General features: G+C 69.7%; 22 protein-coding genes and 2 tRNA genes. 8 read left to right on the top strand and 16 right to left on the bottom strand.

The annotated features are described in order from the left end of the window. Window positions 1-141 precede the first annotated feature (141 nt). The 4 genes from rsrA to ACFZDJ_RS16110 all read right to left on the bottom strand — a co-directional run bounded on the left by rsrA (window position 142) and on the right by ACFZDJ_RS16110 (window position 2,891). Window positions 142-444: a mycothiol system anti-sigma-R factor gene (gene rsrA / locus ACFZDJ_RS16125; RefSeq protein ID WP_054228151.1), complete on the bottom strand. Its 303-nt coding sequence runs from the start codon at window positions 442-444 to the stop codon at window positions 142-144. Next, window positions 441-1,124: an RNA polymerase sigma factor SigR gene (gene sigR / locus ACFZDJ_RS16120; protein ID WP_054228152.1), complete on the bottom strand. Its 684-nt coding sequence runs from the start codon at window positions 1,122-1,124 to the stop codon at window positions 441-443. Before sigR ends, rsrA begins: the two co-directional genes overlap by 4 nt. Window positions 1,125-1,379: 255 nt before the next feature. Then, window positions 1,380-2,012 (bottom strand): alpha/beta family hydrolase, encoded by a 633-nt coding sequence (locus ACFZDJ_RS16115; protein ID WP_391059573.1) that lies wholly within the window; start codon window positions 2,010-2,012, stop codon window positions 1,380-1,382. Between the two features lie 63 nt (window positions 2,013-2,075). Beyond that, window positions 2,076-2,891, bottom strand: coding sequence for an SOS response-associated peptidase family protein (locus tag ACFZDJ_RS16110; RefSeq protein ID WP_391059570.1), 816 nt, complete (start codon window positions 2,889-2,891; stop codon window positions 2,076-2,078). Between the two features lie 50 nt (window positions 2,892-2,941). On the opposite strand from ACFZDJ_RS16110, the gene ACFZDJ_RS16105 reads away from it, so the two are divergent. From ACFZDJ_RS16105 to ACFZDJ_RS16090, 4 genes are all read left to right on the top strand, one after another. Then, window positions 2,942-3,664: a M50 family metallopeptidase gene (locus ACFZDJ_RS16105; protein ID WP_391059567.1), complete on the top strand. Its 723-nt coding sequence runs from the start codon at window positions 2,942-2,944 to the stop codon at window positions 3,662-3,664. 79 nt (window positions 3,665-3,743) lie between these two features. Beyond that, a complete protein-coding gene (aroA, locus tag ACFZDJ_RS16100; protein ID WP_168495373.1) occupies window positions 3,744-5,084 on the top strand; it encodes a 3-phosphoshikimate 1-carboxyvinyltransferase in 1,341 nt (446 codons plus the stop codon). A gap of 16 nt (window positions 5,085-5,100) precedes the next feature. Continuing rightward, window positions 5,101-6,111, top strand: a complete 1,011-nt coding sequence (rsgA, locus tag ACFZDJ_RS16095) for a ribosome small subunit-dependent GTPase A (protein WP_385385632.1) — start codon at window positions 5,101-5,103, stop codon at window positions 6,109-6,111. Between the two features lie 145 nt (window positions 6,112-6,256). Then, the gene (locus ACFZDJ_RS16090) at window positions 6,257-6,580 is read left to right on the top strand and encodes a multidrug efflux SMR transporter (protein WP_054228157.1); all 324 of its coding nucleotides are present in this window, start codon (window positions 6,257-6,259) and stop codon (window positions 6,578-6,580) included. Window positions 6,581-6,669: 89 nt separating this feature from the next. Here ACFZDJ_RS16090 and ACFZDJ_RS16085 read toward each other — a convergent pair whose 3' ends face one another. Next, entirely contained in the window at window positions 6,670-7,275 is a 606-nt protein-coding gene (locus ACFZDJ_RS16085; RefSeq protein WP_384911490.1) for a TetR/AcrR family transcriptional regulator, read from the bottom strand. A 234-nt stretch (window positions 7,276-7,509) separates the two neighbouring features. On the opposite strand from ACFZDJ_RS16085, the gene hisN reads away from it, so the two are divergent. Then, a complete protein-coding gene (gene hisN, locus ACFZDJ_RS16080) occupies window positions 7,510-8,310 on the top strand; it encodes a histidinol-phosphatase (protein ID WP_067369310.1) in 801 nt (266 codons plus the stop codon). A gap of 37 nt (window positions 8,311-8,347) precedes the next feature. Here hisN and xerC read toward each other — a convergent pair whose 3' ends face one another. Both xerC and ACFZDJ_RS16070 read right to left on the bottom strand, forming a co-directional pair. Continuing rightward, window positions 8,348-9,352 (bottom strand): tyrosine recombinase XerC, encoded by a 1,005-nt coding sequence (gene xerC, locus ACFZDJ_RS16075; RefSeq protein ID WP_391059564.1) that lies wholly within the window; start codon window positions 9,350-9,352, stop codon window positions 8,348-8,350. Window positions 9,353-9,532: 180 nt separating this feature from the next. After that, window positions 9,533-9,748 (bottom strand): hypothetical protein, encoded by a 216-nt coding sequence (locus tag ACFZDJ_RS16070; RefSeq protein ID WP_391059562.1) that lies wholly within the window; start codon window positions 9,746-9,748, stop codon window positions 9,533-9,535. 755 nt (window positions 9,749-10,503) lie between these two features. Between ACFZDJ_RS16070 and ACFZDJ_RS16065 the strand changes: the two genes are divergently transcribed. Continuing rightward, window positions 10,504-10,896 (top strand): cyclic nucleotide-binding/CBS domain-containing protein, encoded by a 393-nt coding sequence (locus ACFZDJ_RS16065; RefSeq protein WP_217567773.1) that lies wholly within the window; start codon window positions 10,504-10,506, stop codon window positions 10,894-10,896. Window positions 10,897-10,999: 103 nt separating this feature from the next. On the opposite strand, the gene ACFZDJ_RS16060 is transcribed toward ACFZDJ_RS16065, so the two are convergent. Then, on the bottom strand, window positions 11,000-12,469 hold the full coding sequence (locus ACFZDJ_RS16060) for a catalase (protein ID WP_391059559.1): 1,470 nt from the start codon (window positions 12,467-12,469) through the stop codon (window positions 11,000-11,002). A 142-nt stretch (window positions 12,470-12,611) separates the two neighbouring features. Here ACFZDJ_RS16060 and ACFZDJ_RS16055 point away from each other — a divergent pair, with 142 nt between their 5' ends. Continuing rightward, on the top strand, window positions 12,612-13,028 hold the full coding sequence (locus ACFZDJ_RS16055) for a Fur family transcriptional regulator (protein ID WP_054228161.1): 417 nt from the start codon (window positions 12,612-12,614) through the stop codon (window positions 13,026-13,028). Window positions 13,029-13,136: 108 nt separating this feature from the next. Here the strand turns inward: ACFZDJ_RS16055 and ACFZDJ_RS16050 are convergent. From ACFZDJ_RS16050 to ACFZDJ_RS16035, 4 genes are all read right to left on the bottom strand, one after another. Continuing rightward, a tRNA-Met gene (locus ACFZDJ_RS16050) sits at window positions 13,137-13,210 on the bottom strand. Window positions 13,211-13,720: 510 nt separating this feature from the next. Further along, window positions 13,721-15,544 carry a sel1 repeat family protein gene (locus tag ACFZDJ_RS16045; RefSeq protein WP_384911498.1) on the bottom strand — a complete coding sequence of 608 codons (1,824 nt, stop codon included), beginning with the start codon at window positions 15,542-15,544 and terminating at the stop codon, window positions 13,721-13,723. Between the two features lie 265 nt (window positions 15,545-15,809). Then, a tRNA-Met gene (locus tag ACFZDJ_RS16040) sits at window positions 15,810-15,883 on the bottom strand. Window positions 15,884-15,992: 109 nt separating this feature from the next. Then, a complete protein-coding gene (locus ACFZDJ_RS16035) occupies window positions 15,993-18,980 on the bottom strand; it encodes a UPF0182 family protein (protein ID WP_391059836.1) in 2,988 nt (995 codons plus the stop codon). A 163-nt stretch (window positions 18,981-19,143) separates the two neighbouring features. Between ACFZDJ_RS16035 and ACFZDJ_RS16030 the strand changes: the two genes are divergently transcribed. Further along, window positions 19,144-19,686: a PPA1309 family protein gene (locus ACFZDJ_RS16030; protein WP_101400551.1), complete on the top strand. Its 543-nt coding sequence runs from the start codon at window positions 19,144-19,146 to the stop codon at window positions 19,684-19,686. Window positions 19,687-19,779: 93 nt separating this feature from the next. On the opposite strand, the gene ACFZDJ_RS16025 is transcribed toward ACFZDJ_RS16030, so the two are convergent. The 4 genes from ACFZDJ_RS16025 to ACFZDJ_RS16010 form a co-directional block, all read right to left on the bottom strand. Then, window positions 19,780-20,877 (bottom strand): PDZ domain-containing protein, encoded by a 1,098-nt coding sequence (locus tag ACFZDJ_RS16025; protein WP_390932269.1) that lies wholly within the window; start codon window positions 20,875-20,877, stop codon window positions 19,780-19,782. Window positions 20,878-20,961: 84 nt separating this feature from the next. Further along, on the bottom strand, window positions 20,962-21,168 hold the full coding sequence (locus tag ACFZDJ_RS16020; protein WP_101400549.1) for a hypothetical protein: 207 nt from the start codon (window positions 21,166-21,168) through the stop codon (window positions 20,962-20,964). Window positions 21,169-21,318: 150 nt separating this feature from the next. Beyond that, window positions 21,319-21,780, bottom strand: a complete 462-nt coding sequence (locus tag ACFZDJ_RS16015; protein WP_168495359.1) for a molybdenum cofactor biosynthesis protein MoaE — start codon at window positions 21,778-21,780, stop codon at window positions 21,319-21,321. Window positions 21,781-22,504: 724 nt separating this feature from the next. Next, window positions 22,505-23,620 carry an SDR family oxidoreductase gene (locus ACFZDJ_RS16010; RefSeq protein ID WP_079065022.1) on the bottom strand — a complete coding sequence of 372 codons (1,116 nt, stop codon included), beginning with the start codon at window positions 23,618-23,620 and terminating at the stop codon, window positions 22,505-22,507. Window positions 23,621-23,722: the final 102 nt, after the last annotated feature.

The following is a 23,722-nucleotide window of genomic DNA, read 5'->3' as shown; positions in this document are numbered from 1 at the left end:
CCCCGGACGTCCCCTGGCCCGGTCAGGCTCCGGAGCCTAGGACGAGGGGAACGGCACGGGGGCGGCAATGGCCGAATCCGCGGGCTCGGAGCCCGCGGATTAGCACGTTCGGGTGATAACCGGACGATCTTCCCGGGGAGTTCAGGACTCCTGGGGTGTCGCGGTGACGTCGTGCTCGGGCACGGTCTGACCGGACCGGATCAGGTCGATGCGGCCCATGACCTTGGCGCGCAGATCGGTCGGCACGTCGTCCTGGCCGCAGCACCGCTTGACCAGCTTCTTCACGGCCTGCTCGAGCCCGTACTTCTCGAGACACGGGGAGCACTCCTCGAAGTGCACCTCGAACTTGGTGCAGTCCGAGTCCGGCATCTCGTGGTCGAGGAACTCGTACAGGTGATCGAGTACCTCACTGCAATCCGTCTCGTGCGGCTCTCCGCAGCTCATGAGCCCGAGCCTTTCGCTTCGTTCGACTCTCCGGCGCCGGCCGGGACCAGCCCGCGGTCACGGGCGTAGTCCTCGAGCATGCCGCGCAGTTGGCGACGGCCCCGGTGCAGCCGGGACATCACCGTACCGATGGGTGTCCCCATGATGTCCGCGATCTCCTTGTACGCAAAGCCTTCTACATCAGCGAGATAGACCGCGATGCGGAATTCCTCGGGGATCGCCTGCAGCGCAGCCTTGACGTCCGAGTCGGGCAGGTGGTCGAGCGCCTGCGACTCCGCGGAGCGCAGACCGGTCGACATGTGCGACTCGGCACGCGCGAGCTGCCAGTCCTCGATCTCCTCGGCCGCACTGCGCTGGGGTTCGCGCTGCTTCTTGCGGTACGAGTTGATGAAGGTGTTGGTGAGAATGCGATACAGCCAAGCCTTGAGGTTGGTGCCCTCGCGGAACTGGTGGAAGGACGCGTACGCCTTCGCGTACGTCTCCTGCACCAGATCCTCGGCGTCGGCCGGGTTGCGCGTCATGCGCAGCGCGGCCGAGTACATCTGGTCGAGGAATTCGAGCGCGTCCCGCTCGAAGCGCGCGGTGCGCTCGGCGGACGACTCCGTGCTCGTGCCCTGGCCCTCGGGCTGCTCCGCCTGGCCGTGATCGGTCCCTGCGTCGGTCCCAGTGACCGGACCCACCTCCTCCAGCGACGTGGCAGGACCGAAACCGGTCCCACTCGAATCGGAGGATAGACGAACATCCACACCCGCCGCCGCTCGAACGGGGGCGGTCTTCGCCGCGTGCAGCACCGTCCAGTCCAGCTCAGGGCTACTGCTGCGGTTCGGGCAGATGGTCGAACCCATGCGGCGGACTTCCTCTCGTTCGAACGGTTCAGCACGCTCCGTGCTGTCTGCTGGGCACAACAGTGGTCCGCCGCCCGACATTCCCGTGCGTCACCCGAGTGACGCGATCCACCTCACGACGCCGTCGGTGATGATCTCCAGGGCCGCATCCTGGTCGATCGGTGCCCGTTTCGGCACGGCGAAGCCATGATCGCCGTACGGCACCTCGATCAGCTCGTGCGAGCCCTTCGGGAACTCCGCCGGCTTGCCGAACGGGTCGTTGCCACCCTGGACGACAAGGGTGGGCACCCCGGCGCCGAGGAGTTCGTCGGCGCGGGACTTCTCGGGCTTGCCGGGCGGGTGCAGCGGGAAACTGAGGGCGAGGACGGCGGTGGCGCCGAGTTCCGTCGCCGTACGGCAGGCGACGCGGGCTCCGGCGCTGCGCCCGCCCGCGACCACCGGCAGTCCGGGCTTCGCGACCGTGGGCCACAGGCCCCGCCATCCCACGTCCAGGGTCTTCGGCGCGGGCGCCACCTTCTTCCCTGCCACCCGCCAGGGCTGCTCGACGAGCGCGACGCTCACGCCGTGTCCGGGCAGTACCGCGGCCAGTGCCTGGAGATCGCGCGCCTCGATACCGCCGCCCGCGCCGTGACTCACGGCGAGCACGAGGCGCGGCTTCCCGGCCCGGTGCCAGGTGACGCGGGCGGTACCGGCGTCCGTCTCGATCGTCTCGATCGCTTCCATGATCTCCGTCACATCAGGCTTGCGGGAGCTCCGTCACGTCGGACTTCCATGAGCTCCGTCACGTCAGAAAAGTGTGCCCTCTTCGGGGCCCTCCAGCTCCTTCAGCAGCTCCGGCCCGTTGTTGCGGACATTGCTGACGGCCGTGGAGACGGGATAGGCGCGCATCAGCCCGGCGGGCGGCGGCGCGAGCAGCTCGCGCAGGCCGTCGACATCCGTACGGGCCGGGTCGAGCCAGGCGTCCCAGCGGTCCGGGGTGAGCATCAGGGGCATCCGCGGGTGGATGTCGGCGAGGGCGTACGGCCCCTCGGTGGGCGCCACCGCGAGCGGCGAGGTCTCCGCCTCGGTCGTGATCACCGAGCAGGTCGCCCACCAGGCCCGGGGGTGGTCGTCGGGGAGCGTCCTGTCGCGCCAGAACTCGTACAGCCCGGCCATCGCGAAGACCGAGCCGTCCGCGGGGAGCACGAAGTACGGCTGCTTGCGCGGCCGCTTCTTCTTGCCCTCGACCTCGAGATCGCGCTCGCCGGACCCGGTGACCCACTCGTAGTAGCCGTCGGCGGGGATGACGCAGCGCCGGGCGGCGAAGGCACGGCGGTACGAGGGCTTCTCGTGCACGGTCTCCGCGCGGGCGTTGATCAACCGGGCGCCGCCCTCGGGCGTCTTGGCCCAGGACGGGACGAGCCCCCACTTGAGTCTGCGCAGCTGGCGAACCGGCTTCGGGCTCTGCGCGTCCTTAAGTGGGCGGTCGAGGACGGCATAGACCTCCTTGGTCGGAGCCACGTTGTAGTCGGGGTCCAAGGTCTCCTCGGGCTCCCACTTCTCGACCTCAAAGATTCCTGCGAGATCCTCGGGCCTACGACTCGCTGCATACCGTCCGCACATACGTGCCAGACTGCCAGATTCCGCAACACCAGAGGGAGCCACCGCAGACAATGGACAGCACCGCATCCACCTCGCTGGCCTCACTCTGGGACCAGGTCTCCGGCACCCAGCCGGACCCCGATCTGTGGGTGGTGATAGCCACCATGGTCGCCGCCCTGGCGGTGATCGTCCCGCACGGCGTCTGGCGTGTCGCCCGCAACGCCATCACCATCGCGCACGAGGGCGGCCACGGGCTGGTGGCGCTGCTGACCGGGCGGAGCCTCAGTGGTATCCGGCTGCACTCCGACACCAGCGGCCTCACCGTCAGCCGCGGCAAGCCCACCGGCCTCGGCATGATCCTCACCGCGGCGGCCGGCTACACCGCTCCCCCGCTGCTCGGCCTCGGCGGCGCCGCACTGCTGGGCCTGGGCCGCATCACCCTGCTCCTGTGGCTGGCCACGGTCCTGCTCGTCGCGATGCTGGTGATGATCCGCAACGCCTACGGTGCGCTCACGGTGGTCCTCACCGGCGGCACGTTCCTGGTGGTGTCCTGGCTCGCCGGACCCCAGGTGCAGGCGGCGTTCGCGTACGCCGTGGTGTGGTTCCTGTTGCTCGGCGGCGTCCGTCCGGCCTTCGAGCTCCAGGCCAAGCGCAGCCGGGGCGGCGCCGGCGACTCCGACGCCGACCAGCTCTCCCGCCTCACCCACGTCCCGGCGGGGCTGTGGCTGTTCCTGTTCCACGCGGTGTCCCTGTGCTCCCTGCTGGGCGGCGGCCGCTGGCTGCTGGGGCAGTGAGGCACCCCTGAATCCATCGCTCACGTTCCGTCACTTTTGATCAAGATCTACCCCCACCCCCACCCACTAAAGTGGGCGCATGACCGCGAACCCCGCCCACACCGCCCTCTGGCCCGCCCCGCACGCGAGCGGAGCCGTCGACGCGACGGTCCACGTGCCGGGGTCCAAGTCGGTCACCAACCGCGCCCTGGTCCTCGCCGCGCTCGCCTCGGAGCCGGGCTGGCTGCGCCGCCCGCTGCGCTCCCGCGACACGCTGCTGATGGCGGGCGCGCTGCGCGCGATGGGCGTCGGCATCGAGGAGACGGTGGCGTCCAGCTCCACGGTCGCCGCGGGCCCGGACGCCTCCGGCGAGGCCTGGCGGGTCATCCCCTCGGGTCTTCAGGGCCCGGCCACGGTCGACGTCGGCAACGCCGGCACCGTGATGCGCTTCCTGCCCCCGGTCGCCGCCCTCGCGGACGGCCCCATCCGCTTCGACGGCGACCCCCGGTCGTACGAGCGCCCCCTGAACGGGGTGATCGACGCGCTGCGCCTGCTCGGCGCCCGTATCGACGACGACGGCCGCGGCGCGCTGCCGCTGACCGTGCACGGCGGCGGCGCCCTGGACGGCGGCCCGGTGGAGATCGACGCGTCCTCGTCGTCCCAGTTCGTGAGCGCCCTTCTCCTGTCCGGCCATCGCTTCAACCAGGGCGTCGAGGTCCGGCACACCGGCTCGACGCTGCCCTCGATGCCGCACATCCGGATGACGGTCGACATGCTGCGCGCGGTCGGCGCGCAGGTGGACACCCCGGAGTCGGGCGGCGAGCCCAACGTCTGGCGGGTCACGCCCGGCGCGCTGCTCGGCCGCGACCTGATCATCGAGCCGGACCTGTCGAACGCCCAGCCGTTCCTGGCGGCGGCCCTGGTGACCGGCGGCACGGTCGTCGTCCCCGACTGGCCCGCGCACACCACCCAGCCCGGTGACCGACTGCGGGAGATCTTCACCGAGATGGGCGGTTCCTGCGAACTGACCGACAGCGGCCTGGAGTTCACCGGTTCGGGTGCGATCCACGGCATCGACGTGGACCTGAGCGAGGTCGGCGAGCTGACGCCGGGCATCGCGGCGGTCGCGGCCCTCGCCGACTCCCCGTCCACCCTGCGGGGCGTGGCCCATCTGCGCCTGCACGAGACGGACCGGCTGGCCGCGCTCACCAAGGAGATCAACGAACTCGGCGGTGACGTCACCGAGACCGCCGACGGACTGCACATCCGCCCGCGCCGACTGCACGGCGGCATCTTCCACACCTACGACGACCACCGCATGGCGACCGCCGGCGCGATCATCGGGCTGGTGGTGGAGGGGGTGCAGATCGAGAACGTGGCGACGACGGCGAAGACCCTGCCGGACTTCCCCGATCTGTGGACCGGAATGCTCGGGAACTGACGGGCGGACCGGGATCATGCGCCGCTACGGCAAGCACACCGACGAGGACGACATCCGCCAGCGCCCCAACCGCAAGGGCAACCGTCCACGTACGAACATCCGCCCCAAGCACGAGGAGGCGGTCGAGGGCATGGTCGTCACCGTCGACCGGGGCCGCCTGACCTGCCTCGTCGAGGACCGCCTCGTGACGGCGATGAAGGCCCGCGAGCTGGGCCGCAAGGCCGCCGTCGTCGGTGACCGTGTCGCGATCGTCGGCGATCTGTCCGGCGAGAAGGACACCCTCGCCCGCATCGTCCGCATCGAGACGCGCAGCTCGGTACTGCGCCGCACGGCCGACGACGACGATCCCTACGAGCGCGTGGTCGTCGCCAACGCCGACCAGCTCGCCATCGTCACCGCCCTCGCCGACCCCGAGCCGCGCCCGCGCCTGATCGACCGCTGCCTGGTCGCGGCGTACGACGCCGGCCTGGAACCCCTGCTGGTGCTGACCAAGTCGGATCTCGCCCCGCCCGACGAACTCCTCGCGCTGTACGGAGCGTTGGGCGTCCCCTACGTCGTGACGAGCCGTGAGGAGCTGGAGAGCGGCGCGGCGGTGGACCGGGTGCGCAAGCAGCTGGACGGCAAGATCACGGCGTTCGTCGGGCACTCCGGCGTCGGCAAGACGACCCTGGTCAACGCGCTGGTCTCGCAGGAGCGGCGACGCAGCACCGGCCGCGTGAACGCCGTCACGGGCCGGGGCCGGCACACCACGACCTCGGCACGCGCGATCCCGCTGCCGGGCAGTGAGGGCTGGGTCATCGACACTCCGGGCGTCCGCTCCTTCGGACTGCACCACGTCGACCCGTCCCGGGTCATCCACGCCTTCCCCGACCTCGAACCCGGTACCGAGGGCTGTCCGCGCGCGTGCAGCCACGACGAACCGGACTGCGCGCTGGACCAGTGGGTGGCGGACGGCCACGCGGACCCGCAGCGGCTCTACTCCCTGCGCCGGCTGCTGGCGACGCGCGAGCGCACAGAGGGTGACTGAGTCCCCTGAGCCCCCTTGTGACCTGCGCGTTGTTTGCGTGGGCGGCCCGTCGGTAAGTGCTTAGCCGGTCGGTAAATGCATAATCGCACCAAGCCGGACCCAGGGCGGACCAAGCAGTCGACGTGCGGACACGGGAGGACGAAACATGGCGTGGCTGCTGGTCGTTGTGGCGGGACTGCTCGAAACCGGCTTTGCCGTCTGTCTGAAGCTCTCGCACGGCTTCAGCAGACTCTGGCCGACGGTCGCCTTCTGCGTTTTCGCGCTGGGCAGTTTCGGCCTGCTGACCCTCTCCCTGAAGAAGCTCGACGTCGGCCCGGCGTACGCGGTGTGGACCGGCATCGGCGCGGCGGGCACCGCCATCTACGGCATGATCTTCCTCGGCGACCTGGTGTCGACGCTCAAGATCGTCTCCATCAGCTTCGTCATCATCGGCGTCATCGGCCTACAGCTCTCGGGCTCCGCCCACTGAAGCGCCCCTAAGGGGCGCGGGGAAACCGCGCGACAAGCCACAACGACGCCGCACCCGCCCGCCCAGCTGCCGAGGCTCCCCGGAAGGCGTCACCTCAACTGCCGTGGCAACGCACCGCGTACCAGCTCCGTCACCCCGCCCTCCCCCGGCGGAGCCGCCACACACGACAACGACAACCGCACCACCAGCTCACACGCCCCGGTCAACTCCCCCGCGTCTCCTCTCATCGCCCCGGGCCCGGACAACGCCGCGACGGCCCGGTCCCGTACGAGCGCCACGAAGTCCGCCGGCGAGGGCAACGGTCCGTCCGCCCTGCGCTGCGCGGGCACCGCGGACGACGACGGCACCGCCGAGAGCGTCGGCGACGGCAGCCGCTCACTCCAGCACCCGGTCAGCATGGCCCGTACGAGCGCGTTGCCCCGGGCCGCCGACGTGGTCCACTCGGCGGTCGCGACCAGCCGCTCGCGCGCGTCCGCGTGGGCGGCCAGCGCACGCTCGACCCCGGCGAGATAGCCGTCGGCCTCCCGCCGTACGAGGGCGCGTGCGAGCCCCTCCTTGCTTCCGAACTCGTTGTACAGCGTCTGGCGGGACACACCGGCCACGGCGGCGACGTCGACCATCCGCACCGTGGACCACGGGCGGTGTGCGAGCGCCGTATAGGCGGCATCCAGAAGGGATTCCCGCGCTGCAGGCATCTTTCGCCTCCCTGGGGGCGAGCGGGCGGCACTGCAGCTCAGGTTTGACGCGCACAGGGGCACTGTCAAGGGTTCGCGGCGGCGTCGAGGGGCGTACGCCGCCCCCCGCACGCCGCGATGATCAACCAGGCCGTGCGGCCCGCGCCCCGGAGGCGCCCCCGACCCCCATGCCCGTGCCCGATGATCCCCCGGGCCGTATGGCTGTGGCCCGAGTGGGCCATATACGGTGCAGTCATGCCCGACTATCGCGATGACCTGCGCCTGGCCCATGTCCTGGCGGACGCCGCCGACGCGGCGACGATGGACCGGTTCAAGGCGCTCGACCTCAAGGTCGAGACCAAGCCGGACATGACGCCGGTGAGCGAGGCGGACAAGGCCGCCGAGGAGCTGATCCGCGGCCACCTCCAGCGGGCACGGCCGCGCGACGCGATCCTCGGCGAGGAGTACGGCATCGAGGGCACCGGTCCGCGCCGCTGGGTGATCGACCCGATCGACGGCACCAAGAACTACGTCCGCGGGGTGCCCGTCTGGGCCACGCTGATCTCCCTGATGGAAGCGGGCGAGGGCGGCTACCAGCCGGTGGTCGGGGTGGTCTCCGCGCCCGCGCTGGGCCGCCGCTGGTGGGCGGCGAAGGGGCACGGCGCGTTCACCGGCCGCAGCCTGTCCTCGGCCACGCGCCTGAAGGTCTCCCAGGTCTCGCGGATGGCCGACGCGTCCTTCGCGTACTCCTCGCTGTCCGGCTGGGAGGACCAGGGCCGCCTCGACGGCTTCCTTGACCTGACGAAGGCGGTCTGGCGCACGCGCGGGTACGGCGACTTCTGGCCGTACATGATGGTCGCGGAGGGTTCGGTGGACATCTGCGCGGAACCCGAGCTGTCGCTGTGGGACATGGCGGCGAACGCGATCGTGGTGACCGAGGCGGGCGGATCCTTCACGGGCCTCGACGGCCGCCCGGGCCCGCACAGCGGCAACGCGGCCGCGTCGAACGGCATCCTCCACGACGAGCTGCTGGGTTATCTGAACCAGCGGTACTGAAGGCACTTGCGGCTTGACCAGCACGTTTCCCCTGGTTTCAGACCCCCTGGGCCGCCGTGGGGCCGTCATCGGAGTCCGGTCCGCCCTCGAAGGCCCGGTTCACCGCCTCACGCGTCCGCTTCTCGCTGCTCTGCCGGGCGGCAGGTGTTCGCGCTTTGCCGAAGGGCGGTAAGACGCGCACCATCCCGTTGCCGGGGAGCGTCGCTCGCGCGCTTGAGGCGCACATCGCGCAATACCCGCCCGCGGCCATCACGCTGCCGTGGCGGACGGTCGACGGCTCACCGGTCGCGGCTCCGGTGCTCTTCCGCAATGCCGAGAGACGCGCGGTACACCGCATTGCCTTCAAGTCCACATCGTCAACGGCCAGGCCAAGCACTTCGCCCTGGCGCATGCCGCACCCGCCGGCCAGGTCCACCGTGGCGCGGTACCGCCCTGGCAGTGCCGAGCGCACCGCCAGCACTCGCTCAGGCCGCCATGGCTTGATCCGGCGAGGTTCCGGCTTGGGCGCCTTTACGGACGACGATCGGCATGGGTTGTGCGAGATCAGACGGTCATCGACGGCAGCCGCCAACATCGCGTTGAGGTTCGCGAAGATGACCCGCTGATAGGCGGGGGCCAGTCCCCCGTCTTCGAGCTTCCGCAGCCACTCGCGGATGTGGATCGGCCTCAGCGAGTCGAGCGATCGGCTGCCCAGATGCGGCAGGGCGTGCAGGCGGATGCGCGTCTCGGTGCTCACGAACGTACTGGGGTCCATGGTGAGGGAGGCCAACCACCGTTCAGCGTGCTGCCGCACGGTGAGGCGGCCGGCCCGCGGGTCGATGTACTGCCCTCGCGCCATGTCCGCTTCGATCCCGGACAGCCATTTCTCGGCGAGGCGCTTCTGTCCGTCGGGGAAGCTCTTGGACTTCTCGGTGCCGTCGGGGCCGATGTACCGGGCCCTGTAGCGCAGGCCGCTTCCGTGGCGGTCGCTCTTGATGCGTACGGTCTTGCCGTCGGAGTTGGTCTCGGTCTTGAACCAGCGGTCTTGGATGTGGCCTGCCATGTGGCGGTGGTCCTCTCAACACGCAGCAGGGAGAGCCGCTGGTCAGCGGCTCTCCCTGCTGTCTGTGGTGGGTGTTGGGCTAGGGCGTGTCCGACAGGTCGGCACAGTCCCTGCGACTCTCCCGGCTACGCTCGCGCGGGAGCGCCCCGCGGCGCGTGGCTGCGGGGCGCCTTGTGGGGTTTAGTCGACCGCCTGGCCGTCGTATCTACCGCCCACGCAGGGGTTGCCCGGCAAGTCGATCCGGGGCTCTCCGCCGCCCTCCCTGCACTGAGAGGGGGTGACGTAGGACGAGGCACCCTGTGCGGCGGTGGCGGTGGCGGTGGCGGCGCCTGTGAGGCCGAGTCCGGCGAGGGCTGCCGTGGCGATGACGGCGGCGAGGATTCGTCGAATGGGCATTTGGTTCCCCTTTCACGGATTTGCCTCGATTGCGGCACTAGCCATCTTGATCTTCACCCATACGGGTGGCACATCATGTTGCGCCATTCGGGTGACATGACTGTCGGGAGCGGGGCCGCTGGCCCGGCCCGCCCAAGGCCTTCGCGGCCGACTGGGAAGGCGGGACGGACGGCGGAGCGATGGCAGCTCTGGCGGTGGGGACGGTCTGCATGACGCGACCCGTCAGACACGCTCCAGGCGTGCTCTAGGCGTGCTCTAGGCGTGCTCTAGGCGGCGTCTTGGTCGGTGCTCTTACGTTCGGCTACGTGGGCGAGCACGTCGGCGGGGTCGTGACGGATGTACTTGCCACGCGCCCGGCGCTCGCTGGAACTCCCCACTTCGTTGAACACCGGATCGAGTGGCGCGACGAGCGCACCTGGCCGTTTTCAACCGTGGGCCGTCCGAGGGCGGCCCACGACGACCAACAACGACCAATGACACCGGCTACCCGGCAGCTCCACAGGGGGATGCCGGGCAGCACTGCACCCCGCCGCAAGGGCAGTTCAATACCAGCGGACTGAGCCGACGAGCTGCCGGGATCCGAACCAGCGGTGCTGAAGAGCCGGTGGCGCGCCCTTGTGACCCATGGGCGCCCCCGAAACTCACCGCACGCCCTCTTGTTGACCCTCCCTTTAACTGCGACTCTGAGAGTCCCCCCACTTGTGAACTTGTGAATCGCTTCTCTTGGCGCTTCACCAAGGAGGTGGCTCCAGCCCATGCTCGTCCGCGACGCCATGAGCACGGTGGTCCTGACCATCGGCCCGGCACACACTCTCCGTCAGGCGGCCTGCCTGATGTCCTCCCGCCGCGTAGGCGCGGCCGTCGTCCACGACGAGGACTCCTCCGGCCTCGGCATCCTCACCGAACGCGACATCCTCAACTCGATCGCCCTCGGACAGAACCCGGACACCGAGACCGCAGGCACCCACACCACGACGGACGTCGTCTTCGCCGCCCCCGTCTGGACCCTGGAGGAGGCCGCGGCGGCGATGGCACACGGGGGCTTCCGGCACCTGATCGTGCTCGACGGCAACGGCCCGGTCGGCATCGTCTCGGTCCGCGACATCATCCGCTGCTGGGCACCGAAGCGGCAGCGAGTACCCGCGTAGACGCCCGGGAACCGCCGGGCCCGCACATGCCGACGGGCCGGACCCTCTCATCACTCAGGGGGATCCGGCCCACCGCCCACGACAAGCGATCCAGTGCTGGTGGTCAGCCGCGCAGGGCCTGGACCGCGGCCTCCAGCCGCTTGCCGAAGTCTTCGTCAGCCTGACGGAAGTTGTTGATCGCGCGCTCGGCGATGTCGTCACGGGAGACCTTGGCGACGAAACCCGCCAGGTTCGCGATCAGACGCCCCCGCTCGTCCTCCGACATCAGGCGGTACAGATTGCCCGCCTGCACGAAGTCGTCGTCCTCGGAGTGGGACGGCGCCTCGGTCTCACCGGTGTGGCCGGTCACCGCGATCGGCTGCCACAGCGGCCGGTCCGTCTGGAACGGACCGCCGAAGCTGTTCGGCTCGTAGTTCTTCGCGCCCTTGTGACGGCCGTCGTACAGGAAGCCGTCACGGGAGTTCGTGCGTGCCTCGGCGGCGTGCGGGCGGTTCACCGGCAGGTGGTCGGCGTTGATGCCGACGCGGTAGCGGTGCGCGTCGCCATAGGCGAAGAGCCGCCCCTGAAGCATCTTGTCGGGCGAAGGCCCGATGCCCGGCACGAAGTGCGCCGGCGAGAAGATGGACTGCTCGACCTCGGCGAAGATGTTCTCCGGGTTGCGGTTGAGCTCCAGCCTGCCGATCTCGATCGGCGGGTAGTCCTCGTGCGGCCACACCTTGGTGAGGTCGAACGGGTTGAACCGGTAGGTCGCCGCGTCGGCCGTCGGCATGATCTGCACCTGCACGGTCCAGGACGGGAACTCACCGCGCTCGATGGCCTCGCGCAGGTCGCGCTGGTGGGAGTCGGGGTCCTCACCGGCGAGCTTGTCGGCCTCCGCCTGGGTGAGGTTCTTGATGCCCTGGTCGGTCTTGAAGTGGTACTTGACCCAGAAGGCCTCGCCGGCATCGTTGTTCCACTGGTACGTGTGCGAGCCGTACCCGTTGAGATGCCGGTAGGAGGCCGGGATCCCCCGGTCACCGAAGAGCCAGGTCACCTGATGCGTGCTCTCGGGGCTGAGGCCCCAGAAGTCCCACACATTGTCGGCCTCCTGCGAACCGGTGTACGGGTCGCGCTTCTGCGTGTGGATGAAGTCGGGGAACTTGATGGCGTCCTTGATGAAGAACACCGGGGTGTTGTTGCCGACGAGGTCGTAGTTGCCCTCTTCGGTGTAGAACTTCAGCGCGAAGCCGCGGGGGTCACGGACCGCGTCCGCGGAGCCGAGGTTGCCGGCCACCGTCGAGAACCGCAGAAAGGTCTCGGTCTGCTTGCCGACCTCGGAGAGGAACGTGGCGCGGGTGTACCGGGTGACATCCGCGGTGACCGTGAAGGTGCCGTAGGCGGCGGCGCCCCGGGCGTGCACGACACGCTCCGGGATGCGCTCACGGTTGAAGTGGGCGAGCTTCTCGAGAAGCAGCTGGTCCTGAACGAGTACCGGGCCACCGACGCCCGCGGTCTCGCTGTTCTGATTGTCGGCCACCGGCGCGCCGGCCTCCGTCGTAAGCGGTCCCTGCGTCACGTGCGCCTCCTGCGTCATTCCGGACCGGCCGTGCCTGGTCCCACCCAATGCCCAATGTCCAATGCCGAACCGATCCTACATTAGACAATATCCAAGTCAATCACTCGTCCAAATTCACACCCATTCAGGATCTGGTCACCTTGCTGTTAAGCTGGCCTGTATGAGTGACCTGTTGGAACGACTGCGCGGACGCGGATGGCGAATGACCGCGCAGCGGCGTGTCGTGGCCGAGGTCCTCGACGGCGATCACGTCCATCTGACGGCCGACGAGGTGCATGCCCGAGCCGTCGCCAAGCTGCCCGAGATCTCCCGGGCGACCGTCTACAACACGTTGGGTGAGCTGGTCTCGCTCGGCGAGGTGCTGGAAGTCGCGACGGACAAGCGCGCCAAGCGCTACGACCCGAACGCGCACCGTCCGCACCACCACCTGGTCTGCGCCCAGTGCGGCTCGATCCGCGACGTCCACCCGAGCGGCAACCCGCTCGCCGACCTCCCCGACTCGGAGCGCTTCGGCTTCACGGTCTCGGACGTAGAGGTGACATACCGGGGCCTGTGCCCCACCTGCGCATCAGCCTGACTCCCCGAAGCCCCGGCCTCCACGGACGCCGGGGCTTTCCTCTGCCCCCGCATCCCCGAAAACGCCGAAGGACCCAGATCTGCATGATCTGGGTCCTTCGCCTTCAAGTAGCGGGGACAGGATTTGAACCTGCGACCTCTGGGTTATGAGCCCAGCGAGCTACCGAGCTGCTCCACCCCGCGTCGATGAACTGAACATTACGTCAACCAGGTGGACCAGCGCAAATCCCGTATACGCCCCCTACGACGCTCGAACGCGCCCTCTTCAAGCGAAGGTGTCCAGGGTCGCCCCCCGGGGCTACACCGAGAAGCCCCCACGGCGGTCGGGGCGAAGCGCCACGGGCGTCGCGGGGGGAGCCCCGCGGGGTTCGCGGGGGCCCCACGGGGTTCGGGGAGGTCTCCGGGGTTCGAGGAGGGGTCTCCGGGTGCAGGGCCGGAGCCCTCTGGGTTTCGGGTCGGGGAGCCTCATGGGCTTCGAGAGCGCAGGCCCTGACGGGTGCGGGGGGCGGGGCTCCAGCGGGGTGCAGGGGCGCAGCCCCGCAGAGGGGCCAGGGGCGCAGCCCCAGGTGGGGGTCAGGGGGGCCAGGGGCGCAGCCCCAGGTGGGGGTCAGGGGCGCAGCCCCTGGGATGGGTCGGGTAGGGGCGGCGGGGGCGAGAACAAGCCAAGTCCAGCCCCCACCGACCGCCCCACACTCACGCAGACAACTCCTGCCGCAACGCATCCCGCAACCGAGCCGCCCGCTCAGCCACCTCCGCAGGCCCCAGCGCAACCGCCCGATCAGCCCACCGCTGCCCCTCCGCCAACTCCCCCCGTCGCGCATACACGAGCGCGAGCCGAAGCGCCGCCCGCCCATGCCCCGCATCCGCCGCCCGGGTCCACCACAACGCGGCCTCCGGCTCACTCCCCTCCCGAGCCAACAGCAGCCCCAGATTGAAGGCCCCGTTCCGAGACCCGGCCTCCGCGGCCGACCGGTACCACCGAGCCGCCTCCACCACATCACCCCGAGCCGCGGCGAGCATCCCGACCCGCACCTGCGCCCGCCGATGCCCGAGGGAGGCAGCCCGCTCGTACCACTCCTCGCACTCACTCTTCTCCTGCGCCGGCTCCCCGAGCTCATGCGCGGGCGCCGGCGGCCGCCGAGCGTCGAGCACGGCGGCCAGCCGATACGCGGCCTCCGCGCTACCGCCCCCCGCCGCACACCTCAGATGCCGCTCCGCCTCCAGCTCGTCCCCGTCCCGCAGCCGCGCGATACCGACCTGCAGCGCCGCCTCGGTGTGCCCGGCGGAAGCCGCCCGCTCGTACCACCGCAGCGCCGCCTCCTCGTCGTCCTCGCTCCCCCGCCCGGCATGCAGGATCCCGAGGTTGAACGCGGCGTCCACGCTCCCGGCCTCCGCGGCCTTGGAGAACCACGGCTCGGCCCCGGCCGAGTCACCGACCTGAAGCAACAGGATCGCCAGCGCGTTCGCGGCCTCACGGTGCCCCGCGTACGCGGCCCGCCGATACCACTGCTCGGCCTGCGCGGTCCGCCCCTGCTCTGCGCAGAGCAGCCCGAGGTTGTACGCGCCGTTCACATCACCGGCGTCCATGGCGGCCCGGTACCACCGCTCCGCGGTCTGCGTCTCGCCGCGCTCGGCGTGCAGCGCCCCCAGCGCGTTCGCGGCGTTCCCGTCCCCGTCCTGCGCGGCCCGCAGCCACCACACGGCCGCGCTCTCCGTGTCCCCCGCGTCCCGCAGCAGGAACCCGAGCGCGCAGGCGGCCCGCGCCTCTCCGTCCTTGGCGGACGTCAGATACCAACGCCCGGCCTCCTTGAGGTGCCCCCGCTTCTCCAGGATCGCCCCGAGGTGCAGCGCGGCCCGCCGGTGCCCCCGCGCGGCGGCCTGCCGGTACCACTGCTCGGCCTCTTCACCGGCGGCTCCTATGACCCCGATGACACCGTTGTCGCCCCTGCCCTCGCCCGCGTCCGCGGCCTTGCGGTCGAGCGTGCGCGCGAGCCGGTACGCGGCCTCGCGGTGCCCCCGCTCGGCGGCCGCCCGCATCCACTGCTCCGCGCCGACGTCACTGCGGTGCTCCAGCAGATCGGCCAGCGCGTACGCCCCGAGGGCATGCCCCTGCTCGGCGGACTGGCGCAGCCAGTACTCGGCGGCAGGCTCGTCTCCCCGCTCGCGGTGATAGCGCCCGAGCGCGTGCGCGGCGGCCGCGGACCCGGCTACGGCGGCGATCCGCCACCACCCGGCGGCGTCGTCGGTGTAACCGCGCTGGTGCAGGAGGACACCAAGGTTGTTGGCGGCGGCGCGGTCACCGGCGGCGGTGGCAGCGCGCAACTGAGGCTCGGCTCCGTCGAGATCACCGCGGCGCAGCAGCATCGCTCCGAGGACACTCATCGCCTCGACGTCGCCGGCCTCGGCGGCGAGCCGCTGACGTGCTTCCTCGGCAGCCTCGCCGGTTTCGTCCCGGTCTGAAGGCTGCACAAAACGCCCTGTCTCCAACAGAGTTGCCTTGTCCCCCATAACGTCCATCGTCGCACCACCTGCAACCTGGGTACACCTGGTATACCGCAGTCAGTGAGGTCACTTCAGCGTTTTGTCGACATGCCCACAGAGAGACAAGTCAAACACAGTTCTCCCAACTCCCCACGGATGGCGCAGTCTTCGGCGCGTCGCCCATGGTCGCCGCCCGCACCCCGCGCACGCGTCCTGCTCAGGTCGCCATACGGGTGCAGTACACGTGTGCGCACACAACGAAGGCCCGGATCCTGAGAGGATCCGGGCCTTCGCTTTTCAGTAGCGGGGACAGGATTTGAACCTGCGACCTCTGGGTTATGAGCCCAGCGAGCTACCGAGCTGCTCCACCCCGCGCCGTTGTGTTGCAACCGTACCACGGCGCGGAGGTGGCCTCTGACCAGCGGCTGATCCAAGAACCGGACCAGCCGTCGGCCGACCCGACGGGCCGGCCGACGGGTCCGCCCTAGCCCGTACCGCCGCTGGGACTGCTGCTGCCGCTGGGGCTCGGACTGCTGCTGCCGCTCGGGCTCGGACTACTGCTCGGACTGCTGCCCTTGTCGTTGCTCTTGCTACCGCCGCTGCCACCGGTTGCACTCTTGTCGGCCTTGGTCTGCGCGTCCTCGGCCCGCTTCAGCGCGTCCTGAAGATCCTTCTGCGCCTGCCCGTACGCCGTCCAGTCGCCCTTCTTGAGGGCGTCCTGGCCCTGGTCGAAGGCCTTCTGGGCGTCGGTGAGCGCCTGCTGGACCGTCGGGTTGCTCGACGTCGGCGGTGGCGTGGTCCCCGTGTCCGTCGGTGGACTGGTCGTACTCTCCGTCCCGAAGATCTTGTTGAGCGCCTGGTCGAGCGTGTCCTCGAAGGCGGTGTTGCCTCCATAGGTCACCAACACCTTGCGCAACAGGGGGTACTTGAGGTCGCCACCGCGTACGTAGACGGGCTCCACGTAGAGCAGTCCTCCGTCGAGCGGAACCGTCAGCAGATTGCCGTACTCGACTTCCGAGTCCCCACCCTTCAGAAGTCTGATCGACTCGGCGATGTCCTGTTGGGAGTTGAACTGGCTCTGGACCTGTTTGGGCCCGTCGACAGGTTCGCTGGTCGGCAGTTTCAGGATTCTGATCTTGCCGTAGTCACTGGTGCCCGCCTCGGAGTCGACCGACATGAAGGCGCTCAGGTTGTCCCGGCCGTTCGGCGTGAACGTCGTCGTCAGCGAGAACGTCTGCGCCTTCTGGTCGGGCATCTGCATGCTCAGGTAGTACGGCGGCACCGCGTTGCCCGACTTGTTGGTCGGGTCGTCCGGGACCTGCCACACCTCGCTGCCGCTGAGGAACGTCTGCGCGTCCTTCACGTGATAGCGGGTGAGCAGCTCGCGCTGGACCTTGAACAGGTCCTGCGGGTACCGCAGATGGTCCATGAGCGACTGCGAGATGGACGTCTTCGGCTTCACCGTGTTCGGGAACGCCTTCATCCAGGTCTTGAGGACCGGGTCCTTGGTGTCCCACTGGTAGAGCTTGACCTCGCCGGTGTACGCGTCGACGGTCGCCTTCACCGAGTTGCGGATGTAGTTGACCTGGTTCTGCTGGGCCACCACCGCGCGCTGGTTGTTGGTCGCGGTAAGTGAGTCCGCCGTCGTGTCACCGAGGGTGGTGCGGGAGGCGTACGGGTAGCCGTTGGTCGTGGTGTAGGCGTCGACGATCCACTGGATCTTGCCGTCGACCACGGCCGGGTAGGCGTCGCCGTCGATGGTCAGCCAGGGGGCCACCGCCTCGACACGGTCCTTGGGGGTGCGGTTGTAGAGGATCCGGGAACCCTCGCCGATCGCGCCCGAGTAGAGGATCTGCGGCTCGCCGAATGCCACGGCGTACGCGGCACGGTTGACCGGGCTGGAGAGGCTGACCCCGCTCTCGCCCTTGTAGCTGGTGGTCTTCTCACCGCTGTCGTCGGAGTAGTCGATCTCCTTCTGGGGACCGCCGACGATCGAGTACTGCGTGGTCTTCTCGCCGTAGTAGACCCGCTGCTCGTACGTCCCCAGGTCGCCCTTGGACGGCAGGTCGGACTCGGTGAAGACGGGCCGGCCACCGGAGGTCGCCGTGGTGCCCTTGGCGGCCACCACGCCGTATCCGTGCGTGTAGCGGAAGTGGTCGTTGATCCAGTTGTTCTTCGGAATGCCGTTCAGGTTCAGCTCGCGCAGTCCGATGACCGTGTCCTGGTCCTTGCCGTCCTTGCTGTACCGGTCGACGTCCAGGTTGGTCGGGAACGCGTAGTAGTTCTTCATCTGCTGCAACTGCTGGAACGTCGGCGAGACGATGTTCGGGTCCAGCAGACGGATGCTCGCCGTGGTGTCGGCGTCGGCGCGCTGCTTGGTCTTGTCCTTGGTGTCGCTCTTGCCCGCGTACTCCGAGACCTGGGTGCCGTCGATGCCGTAGGCCTCGCGGGTCGCCTTCAGGTTCTTCTCGACGTACGGCGCTTCCTTGGCCTGCTCGTTCGGCTGGACCTGGAACTTCTGCACGATCGCCGGGTAGAGACCGCCGATGAGGATCGCCGACAGGACCATCAGGCCGAAGCCGATGACGGGCAGCTGCCAGGTGCGCCGCCACAGGGTGGCGAAGAACAGCAGCGCGCAGATGACGGCGATGCAGAACAGGATCGTCTTGGCGGGCAGATACGCGTTGGCGTCGACGTATCTGAGACCCGTCCAGTTGCCGGTCGCCTTGAAGTCGCTGGACTTCACGGCGAGTCCGTAGCGGTCGAGCCAGTAGGCGACCGCCTTCAGGGCGACGAAGATGCCCAGCAGCACCGACAGGTGCCCGGTGGCCGCGGCCGTGGCGCGCGCGCCCGGGGAAGTGACCCTGAGCCCTCCGTAGAGGTAGTGCGTGAGCGCGGCGGCGATCAGCGAGAGCACGGCGGCGGCGAAGCCGAAGCCGAGCAGGAAGCGGTACCAGGGCAGATCGAAGGCGTAGAAGGAGACGTCGAGGTGGAACTGGGGGTCCTTCTGGTGGAAGGGGACCCCGTTCACCCACATCAGCCACGTGCGCCACTGGCCCGACGCCGACGCGCCGGCGATCAGCCCCACCAGGGAGGTGATGCCGAGCAGCAGCCACCTCTTGTAGGGCGCGATCCCCATCCGGTACCGGTCGAGGCTCTGCTGCTCCATCGACATCGCGCTCAGCGGCGGTCGCAGCCGGTGTGCCAGCCAGATGTTCACGCCGACCGAGGCCGCCATGAGCAGGCCGAACACGAAGAAGAGCCCGATCTTGGTCCACAGGGTGGTCGTGAAGACGGACGAGTAGTGAACCGACCGGTACCAGAGCCAGTCCGTCCAGAAACCCGCGAACATGACGAACGCCATGGCCAGCACGGCCAGCACGCCCAGTGTCATGAGCAGGGTCCGGACACGCCGGGACGGTCGGCCCACTCTGATCCGTGGCCCCGTCGGGCCTCCGCCGCGGTCCGGCATCTGGAAAGCCAAGGTGCGCACCTCGAAGTTCGCTGTTGATCCGTCAGGTCCCCGTGAAGCGGACCATCCGTCAGGCTCCGTGATCGTGGAGCCTCATCTATGCAACTTACTCACGCTTTACTCGGTTCCCGGTTCCGGGTACGAACGAGGCAGGATTGTGACCATGTCCAACACTCCCATGGCAGCGAGCCCGCTCACCCGGGCCGTACTCGAGATCGACGAGTACGCATCCGGCCTCGGCTGGGACCAGCCCGCTCGCCTCTTCGCCCTCGTAGACACCGCGCGACTGCGGACCCAGGAGCCCGGCCTCGCGGCCCAGCTCGGCCTGCAGGACGAGCCCGAGACCACTGGTCTCACCCCCATCGAGCAGGACGAGATCCCTGCCGACAAGCCGCTGGACGAGTTCCTCGGCACCATCGCCTGGCCCGACGCCGTGGTCGGCTGCGCGCTCACCGTGGAGCGGCTGATGCTGCCGCCGTCCGCGGAGGCCTCCGTCCCGGAGGGCCTGAGCGACAAGAAGCTCGCGAAGTGGGTCGCCGAGCACCCGGACCGCCAGGAGGTCCGTATGACGGTCGGCGTCCTGCGCGACGGCACCCGCGACTCGGCACTGCGTCTGCGCGAGAAGGACGCGCCGACCGAGGTCCTCACGGGCGCGGGCCTGGTGCCGGGTCTGGCGGAGGCGCTGTCTGCGACGTTCGCGGACTGACGTCCCGGTGTACGTGGATGGGGGCGCCCCCGGACTTCCGGGGGCGCCCCCATCACGCCGTACGGCCCTTGTGTGCCGCCGCCGCTCGCTCCCTCAGCCCTTGGTGGTGCACTTCGGCAGGTCGGCGGTCTTGCCGGAGCTGATGTCCTTCAGGGCGTTCATCGCGTCGTCGATGGTGTTGACCTTGACGAGGGTGAGCCCGTCGGGGGTGTCCTTGGCGGCGGCCGCGCAGTTGTCCTTGGGCGTCAGGAAGTACTGGGCGCCCTTCTCGCGCGCTCCGATCGTCTTCAGCTCGATGCCGCCGATCGGGCCGACGGTTCCGCTGTCGTCGATGGTGCCGGTGCCGGCCACGAACTTGCCGCCGGTGAGGTCGCCCGGGGTCAGCTTGTCCACGATGCCCAGCGCGAACATCAGCCCGGCGCTCGGACCGCCGACGTCGGCGAGCTTGATGTCGATGCTGAACGGGAACGTGTGATCGGTCCCGGCCGAGATGCCGACGATGGCACGGGACGCGCCGCTGTCGCTGGACTTCGCCGTGGTGATGGTCACATCCGTGGTCGCGGTGGCCGTCTTGCCGGCCTTCGCGGCGGCGGCCTGCTCCTTGGCGGGCACCACCGTGAAGACGACCTTCTCGCCGGGCTTGTGCTTGGTGACCAGCTTGGCGACGTCGTCGGGCGCCTTGACGGCCGTACCGTCGACGCTCTTGATCACGTCACCGGCGTGCAGCCGCCCCTCGGCCGGGGAGCCCTTGACGACGGTCGACACGATCACCCAGGACTTCACCGGGATGCCCAGCTCCTTCAGCGCGGCCACCTTGGCGCTCTCCTGGGACTGGCTGAACTCCTCGGCGTTCTCCTGCGTCGACTGCTGCTCGGTCTTGCCGTCCGGGTAGAGCGTGTCGTGCGGCACGACCTTGTTGTCATGCGCGAGCCACCCGTAAACGGCCTCTACAAGGTTCATGTTGTAGTCGGCGCTGGTGACCCGGACCGTGGTCATGTTCAGGTGCCCGGTGGCCGGGTACGTCTTGCGCCCGGAGATCTGCAGCACCGGCTCGCCGTCGTGCTCGCCCAGCGTGTTCACCGTCGGCCCCGGTGACATCTCCGAGTACGGCACTTTGATGAACACTCCCGCGCACAGGAGCGCGATCAGGATCAGGGTGGAGGCGAGCATCGTCGCGGTGCGGCGTGGCATGCCACGACAGTACGGGACGGTGCTGTCAGCGCACTGTCGGGGCCGTCCGTACGGGGCCAGGGCGGCGCTGGCGGAGCCCCGGCCTCAGACCGCGTCGGATTGCGGCTTCTCCCCGCCACCGGGCCGCACCATGACGGCCTCGGAGCGCTCCATGGCCGCACGGAAGCGCGCGTACCCCTCGAGCTCGACACCGTCTCCCGCCGTCTTGCGGTTCCGGCTGGCCCAACTGCCCCACAGTCCGGCACCGATCGCAGCCAAAAGCGGAATCAGCAACCAGGCGAGCGACGCCATGCCGACCTCCCAACCCCACAAGCGACCGCAACTGACTGATCAGCAGATTAACCATCTGCCTTGTTAACGCTCATACCAGGGGGTCGGTTACGCAACCGGAGCAAGGGTGAGAACTCGGTGAGGCCGGACTCACACGTCCGGCCGAATCCCTCAACAGGCTCCGACCCACTCCTCCGTGCCGTCGGAGAACTTCTGGTGCTTCCAGATGGGCACCTCGTGCTTGAGGTCGTCGATCAGCTTGCGACACGCCTCGAAGGCCTCACCGCGGTGCGGACACGACACGGCGACGATCACCGCGAGATCACCGACGGCCAGGTCACCGACCCGGTGCACGGCGGCCAGCGCCCGCACCGGATACTCGGCGACCACCTTCTCGGCGATCCGCCGCATCTCGGCCTCCGCGCTGGGATGACACGAATACCCGAGCCCCTCGACGTCGGCACCCCCGTCGTGATTGCGCACGGTCCCCACGAAGAGCGCGGTCCCCCCGGCGGCGTCGTCTCCGACCGCACGGAAGACCTCGTCCAAGGAGAGCGGCTCGTCCCGAATCGCCAACAGCCGAATCGGATCCTGCGCGCCCAACTCACCCGGATGCTCAAAGGTAGCTGCCATAGCCCCATCGTGCCGCACCCCACAGCCCCCACGAAATACGCCTTTCACCCCGCACACGCGCGTGCCCTTTTGGAGCCTCCTACAGAGACCAAGCCCACACCTCAGCCCGTCGGCACTTGAGGACGAGACCGCTCAGCCCGCTTCCCGGGAGCGGGGGCGGAGCCCCGCGGTTCAGTCCGCTACCGGGAGTGGGCGGAGCCCCGCGGGGGGGGCGGGGGCACGAACCCGCCGAGACACAGGGGGCGGAGCCCTGCAGGGGGTTCAGGGGTGCAGCCCCGCCGGGGGTTCAGGGGCGGAGCCCCGCCGGGGGTTCAGGGGCGGAGCCCCGCCGGGGGTTCAGGAGCTCAGCCCCGCCAGAGGTTCAGGAGCTCAGCCCCGCCGGGGGTTCAGGGACGGAGCCCCGCCAGAGGTCGCGGCCGCAGTCGCACCAGAGTCCAAAGGCGCGCCCCCGCCGGGGTCCAGGCGCTGAGCCCGCCAGGGGCCCGGGGCCGCAGCCCCACCGGGTGCAGGGGCGCAGCCCCGCCAGGGGTCCAGAGGCGCACCTCCGCCGGAGTCCAGGAGCTCAGCCCCGCCGGGGTGCAGGGGCGGAGCCCCACCGGGGTGCAGGGGCGCAGCCCCGCCAGGGGGCCGGGGGCGGAGCCTCCGGGGATGGGACGGGTAGGGGCGGCGGGGGCGAGACACCGGCCCCCAGCCACGACGCACCCGCACCCGCACGCCCCCGGACTCAGATCCGTCGCCGAGCCTTCCGAGCCCGCCGAACCAACGCGGCCGTACCCAGAAGAGCAACCGTCGCCCCCGCGGCCCCCGCCGCCGTCGCATCCTTCCGCCCCAGCCGCCGCCCAGCCACGGTGTGCCGCCCGGCAACCTCCTCCAGCAGCTCCGCGAGAACCTCCTCGTTGGTCCACTGCGGCCGCCACCCGGCGTCATGCATCCGGCTCCCACTCACCACCCAGGGGTACATCGTGTACGCCAGATCCCCGGCGGGCGAAGGAGTGAGCCCAATCCGGTGAAGTCGCGCGGCAGCCCCCAGCGCGACGGCGGACGGCAACTCCATCCGCCGAATCCCACTGAGCTCCTCGACCTCCTCCTGCTCCAGCCACCCGTCGCACCCGACGGCCAGCTCCCCCTCCACCTTCTCCAGGACGGCGTACTCCAGAGCACTGCACAGATCCTCGACGTGGCAGAACTGCCAGGCAGGCCGTGACCCCGCCACCACGAGGAGTCGAGGAGACTCGAAGTACCTGGTCAGCGCGGTGTCGGTACCACCACCGACCAGGACCCCAGGCCGTACGACGGTGACATTGAGCCCCGGATGCGCGCGCGGCGCCCGCCGGGCGAGCCGCTCGATCTCCAGCAGGTCCCCGACCCCCGTGGCCTCGGCGGTCGCCCGCAGTTCGGCGTCTTCGGAGAGGGGCAGTTCGTTGTCGGGCAGCGCCCCGTAGACCATCGCGGACGTGCACAGCACGACCCGGTGCACCCCGGCCGCGGCGGCGGCCGTCAGCACGGTCTGCGTCCCCCGGACGTTGTACGCCGTGCGCGCCGCCGCGTCCGTCTCCAGGTCGAGGTCGAGCGCGAGATGCACCACGACGTCCGCGCCGCGCAGCTTCTCGGCGATCGCGGGGTCCCGGACGTCGAGGATCTGCCACTGGGCGCCCTCGCACTCGCCGCGACGCTCGTCGATGGCGATGACCTGCTTGATCTCCTCGCTCGCGGCAAGCCGCTCGGTCAGCATCGCGCCCACGCCGGACGCGGCGCCGGTGACCGCGACGACGGGCCCGCGCAAGGGCGGGCTGGTTGAGTGGTTTCGCGCTGCGCGAACCTGTGGATCTGGGGAACTCACCGGGCGTCTCCAGCGGTTGTCTTCAGTAACGGACGCGCGTGACGCGCCCGTACCAGGTGGCATCCATCCTGCCGCAGGCCAAGAGTCGGCGAAGCACCGAGG

The sequence above is a fragment of the Streptomyces sp. NPDC007896 genome, assembly GCF_042959425.1.
Lineage (GTDB): Bacteria > Actinomycetota > Actinomycetes > Streptomycetales > Streptomycetaceae > Streptomyces.
Note: the sequence above shows the minus strand (reverse complement) of the source record. Positions and strands in the feature narration are given on the sequence as shown.